Here is a 4,909-nt window from a genome sequence, read left to right on the forward strand (position 1 = left end):
CAGGACCGCTTCTGGTTCATGTGGGACGACCTCGTCCGCGGCGCGATCGGTGCGATCGTGCTCGTCGACACGCGCCGTCTCGCCGACTGCTTCCCCGCGGTCGACTACTTCGAGAACAGCGGCCTGCCCTTCGTCGTCGCGCTCAACGGCTTCGAGGGACACCAGCCCTACACGCCGGAGGAGGTCCGCGAGGCCCTGCAGATCGGCCCCGGCGCCCCCATCATCACCACGGACGCCCGCCACCGCGCGGACGCCAAGAGCGCGCTGATCACGCTCGTCGAGCACGCCCTCATGGCGCGGCTCAAGTAGCGGCGCAGGCAGCAGGGCGGCTTCAACTGCCGCACGGGAGGGGCGGGCTGTGTCGTATGACACGGCCCGCCCCTGTCGTTCATAACGTTTCGACAGAGAATTGAAGGCGGTTGGCAACGGGATGCGTTCAGCCGGTGCCGCTGTGCTCACAACCACCCCGGCTTTTGCCGCAGGACGCTCTTTATGTCCGGTTTATGTGAGGCATAAGTCTCCAAGACTCACGGATTTCAACTGTTTGGAACAGGGCCGTCAACCGTGCTGGAATTCAACGAACTAGCTAGTAGCACCGCCGAGAGGTTGTTGGTCGAGTGAGGCGAAGCAACGCAAGCCCCGCGGATGAACCCGCGCGCGGCAACTTCACCCCGCCGCCGCGAGCGGCCACGTCGCCCGCCGACGTGCCCGTGGAACCGCCTGTGAAGAGCGGGAGCACCAGCAGGTTCTCTCCCCGCAACTGGCGCGTGCCGACCCGTCTGAACGCCATCCTGCTCGTGCCGGCCCTCGTGGGCCTGGTCATGGGCGGGTTCCAGGTGAAGGGCTCCATCGACACGTGGAACGAGGCCAAGGACGCCGAGCGGATAGCCCGGGTCGTCCAGGCCGCCTCGGAGTACAGCCAGGCACTGCTCAACGAGCGTGACCTGACCGCCGAGCCGCTCCTGAACGGCCTGACCAAGGACGACAAGGTCACCAAGGCCTACGCGGCGACCACCGCGGCCAAGGAGAAGTTCGACAAGGCCGTCCAGGACCTGCCCGAGAACGAGGGCCTGGAGCGGCGTCTGGAGCTCTTCCGCGCGGAGGAGCCCAAGCTGACGGACGTCCGCCAGACGGCGTACCAGGCCGGGATCGAGAGCCCCAAGAAGAACCCGCCCGCTTCGTTCGGCCCCATCCCGACCGAAGAGGGCTACGTCACCGTCCAGCACTACCTGATGCAGTTCGCCAACGAGCTCGGTCTCGGCACCGGCAACGTGACCTCGTACGGCCGCATGGTCTACGCGATCCAGCTGGCCAAGGCGGCGAACTCGCTCCAGCGCTCCGTCGGCACGCACCTGCTCGTACGCCCGAGCAACGACGAGAACACCCGCAAGGCCCAGCTCGTCGCCTTCTCCTCCTACGCCTACCTCGAGGAAATCGCCATCGGCGAGTACGTCGCGGCGGGTACCGAGGAGGACGTGAACCGTCTGAAGACGGTCATGGCGAAGAAGTCCGAGGAGGGCGCCGCCAAGCTCGCCGAGGCCAAGGCCGCCGCCGAGCAGGCCGGCACCCCCTTCAAGACCCCGCCCGTCTCGCCGATCAACAAGTCGATCCTGACCGGCATGACCGAGGCGATCGCCAGCGGCGAGCCCAAGAAGAAGGTCATCGACGGCGGCACCACGCCGGCGGCGTGGCAGTTCGCCGCCACGTCCAAGTTCGACGGCTACGACGAGGTCGAGAAGGAACTCCTCGAGAAGGCCGTCAACGACGCCGTGGCGGTCTCCGACGACGCCCGCGCCGACGCCATCACCAACGGCGCCATCGTGGTCGTGGCCCTGCTCGCCGCCTTCATCCTGGCCGGCATGATGGCCCGCCAGATGGGCCGTGCGATGGGCCGCCTGCGCACCGCCGCCTTCGACATCGCCGAGCAGCGCCTGCCGTCGCTCGTCGACCAGCTCTCGCGCACCGACCCGGGCAAGGTCGACACCCGTGTCCCGCCGATCCCGATCGACTCCCAGGACGAGATCGGCGAGGTCGCCCGCGCCTTCGACCAGGTCCACCGGGAAGCGGTCCGGCTCGCCGCCGAGCAGGCGCTCCTGCGAGGCAACGTCAACGCGATCTTCACGAACCTCTCCATGCGCAACCAGTCGCTGATCGAGGGCCAGCTGACCCTCATCACCGACCTGGAGAACAACGAGGCCGACCCGGACCAGCTGGAGAACCTCTTCCGCCTGGACCACCTGGCCACCCGTATGCGCCGCAACGGCGAGAACCTCCTCATCCTCGCGGGTGAGGAGCCGGGCCGCCGCTGGGACCAGCCGGTGCCCCTCGTGGACGTGCTGCGCGCCGCCTCCTCCGAGGTGGAGCAGTACGAGCGCATCGAGCTCTCCGGTGTCTCCGAGGCCGAGATCCACGGCCAGGCCGTGACCGACCTCGTGCACCTGCTCGCCGAGCTGCTGGAGAACGCCACCACGTTCTCCTCCCCGCAGACCAAGGTCCGCGTCAACGCCACCCGCCTGCCCGACGGCCGCGTGATGGTCGAGATCCACGACAAGGGAATCGGCCTCACCGCCGAGGACTTCGCGGACATCAACCACAAGCTCGCCAACCCGCCGACCGTGGACGCCGCGATCTCGCAGCGCATGGGTCTGTTCGTGGTCGGCCGGCTGGCGGACCGCCACAACATCCGCGTCCAGCTGCGCCCCTCGGGCGAGGCGGCGGGCACCACCTCGCTGATCATGCTTCCCGACGCCATCACGCACGGTGGCGGTGGCGAGGGCATCCCGGACGACGACTTCACGGTCTCGCAGATCATTCCGGAGCAGAAGGCCCAGCAGGCCGCCCCGATGCGCACGGCCGCGGAGCTCGGCTTCGACGACTCGCGCTACGAGCAGGCCGGCGAGGGGCGCGGCCTCGACCCGGTCGGGCGTTCGCTCGGCCGCGAGGAGCGCCGTGCCGCCCTGGAGGCCCAGGTCGGCTTCCCGCAGGACGAGCAGGGCTACGCCGACCAGGGCGGCCAGGACTATCCGGAACCTCAGCCTGAGCACGGCTACCAGCCGTACCAGGGCTACGAGCAGCAGTCCGAGCAGGGTTACGAACCCGCGTACGACGGACAGGGCACGCAGCAGGGGTACGAGGCGTACCCGCAGCAGGACTACGCCTATACGGAAGACGGCTACCCGGACCAGCAGTCGAGCACTCAGAGCTACGACGGAGGCTACGAAGCCCAGTCGGGGCAGGCCGAGTGGCCCGAACAGAACACGTATCCGGCTGCCTACCAGCAGGATTACGGGACTGAATCGGAATCCCAGGCCGTCCCCGAACCGGCCGCGGAGCGCGTAGGCTTCGACCGTCCGGGCGCCGCTGCCGACACCGGTCACGAAATGACCGGAGCGGGCCTGCCGCGACGCGGCAGCCAGCAGCAGTGGCAGTCGGCACAGCAGGAAGCGGAGTCCTCCGGGTCCCTCTTCGAGCAGCGGCCGCAGCGTCAGCGGCAGGCCGCGGCGGCGGAGCAGGACCAGGACGGTGGCACGGGTTGGCGCTCGGGCAACGACGAGCGCTGGCAGCAGGCCGCCAAACTCCGTGAGCCGAAGGCGGGCGGGGTCACCCCGTCCGGTCTCCCTCGGCGCGTGCCCAAGGCCAACCTGGTCGAGGGCGCAGCGGAGACGACCCCGCAGGGCGGCCCCCAGGTCTCCCGCGCTCCGGAGGACGTCCGCGGCAGGTTGAGCAACCTGCGGCGGGGTGTCCAGCAGGGACGCAGCGCGGGTACTGAGCAGTCAAGTAACAGCTATGACCAGGAGCGTTAGTGTGAGCCCGATGAGCCAGGCGGCACAGAACCTGAACTGGTTGATCACCAATTTCGTGGACAACACCCCCGGGGTGTCGCACACGGTGGTGGTCTCCGCCGACGGCCTTCTTCTGGCGATGTCCGACGGATTTCCGCGCGACCGCGCCGATCAGCTGGCGGCCGTGGCCTCCGGACTGACCTCGCTGACCGCCGGTGCCTCCCGCATCTTCGAGGGTGGCGCCGTGAACCAGACCGTGGTCGAGATGGACCGGGGATTCCTGTTCCTCATGTCCGTCTCCGACGGATCGTCCCTCGCGGTGCTGGCGCACCCGGAGTGCGACATCGGCCTCGTGGGCTACGAGATGGCTCTTCTGGTGGATCGTGCGGGCAGTGTCCTGACCCCGGACCTGCGCGCCGAACTGCAGGGAAGCCTTCTCAACTAGCAAACAGGCAGTGCGTTTCGCGCCATCGCACCGTAGGGTGCGGTGGCGCGGTTCCACAGGGAGTACTGCGTTCTTGGAGTCGGAGGAGGAGACGTGACAACACCCGGAGGACATCCTTATGGCGGCGCGCAGCAGCCGCAGGGTGGGCACGACCAGAACCGCTTCAACTTCCCCTCCGCACCAAGCCGGCCCGTGCCGGAGCAGAACCACTACCAGCAGTACGGACAGCCCCAGCAGCCCCAGATGCCCCCGCAGGCGCCTCCGCGCGCCCCTCGGCAGCAGGCCCCCAAGGCCCACAACCCGCTGGTGCGCCCGTACGCGATGACCGGCGGCCGTACTCGGCCGCGCTACCAGCTCGCCATCGAGGCGCTGGTCAGTACCACGGCGGATCCCGCGCGTCTGCAAGGGCAGTTGCCCGAGCACCAGCGCATCTGCCGCCTGTGCCAGGAGATCAAATCCGTCGCGGAGATCTCGGCACTTCTCTCCATTCCTCTTGGTGTCGCCCGCATCCTCGTAGCCGACCTGGCGGAGGCGGGCCTTGTCGCCATTCACCAGCCCGGCGGCGACGAGTCTGCCGGTGGCCAGCCAGACGTGACACTGCTCGAAAGGGTGCTCAGTGGACTTCGCAAGCTCTAACGGCGGAGCGGCTCCCCGCTCCACCACCTCCGCGAAGATCGTGGTG

At 68.6% G+C, this 4,909-nt stretch carries 4 protein-coding genes and 1 pseudogene; all 5 read left to right on the plus strand.

Annotated features, from left to right (window positions below):
- Positions 1-309: GTP-binding protein (locus AVW11_RS35220; RefSeq protein ID WP_206281953.1), on the plus strand; the 309-nt coding region annotated here is incomplete at its 5' end.
- Positions 310-617: 308 nt separating this feature from the next.
- Positions 618-3,803 carry a sensor histidine kinase gene (locus AVW11_RS35225; protein ID WP_076047058.1) on the plus strand — a complete coding sequence of 1,062 codons (3,186 nt, stop codon included), beginning with the start codon at positions 618-620 and terminating at the stop codon, positions 3,801-3,803.
- 10 nt (positions 3,804-3,813) lie between these two features.
- Positions 3,814-4,227 carry a roadblock/LC7 domain-containing protein gene (locus AVW11_RS35230; RefSeq protein WP_030037347.1) on the plus strand — a complete coding sequence of 138 codons (414 nt, stop codon included), beginning with the start codon at positions 3,814-3,816 and terminating at the stop codon, positions 4,225-4,227.
- Between the two features lie 93 nt (positions 4,228-4,320).
- Positions 4,321-4,863, plus strand: a complete 543-nt coding sequence (locus AVW11_RS35235) for a DUF742 domain-containing protein (protein ID WP_076047059.1) — start codon at positions 4,321-4,323, stop codon at positions 4,861-4,863.
- Positions 4,844-4,909 (plus strand): annotated as a pseudogene (locus AVW11_RS38855) (ATP-binding protein); the annotation flags it as partial. The gene AVW11_RS35235 and the pseudogene AVW11_RS38855, both read left to right, overlap by 20 nt.

Source organism: Streptomyces amritsarensis, from assembly GCF_001953875.1.
Classification (GTDB): domain Bacteria; phylum Actinomycetota; class Actinomycetes; order Streptomycetales; family Streptomycetaceae; genus Streptomyces; species Streptomyces amritsarensis.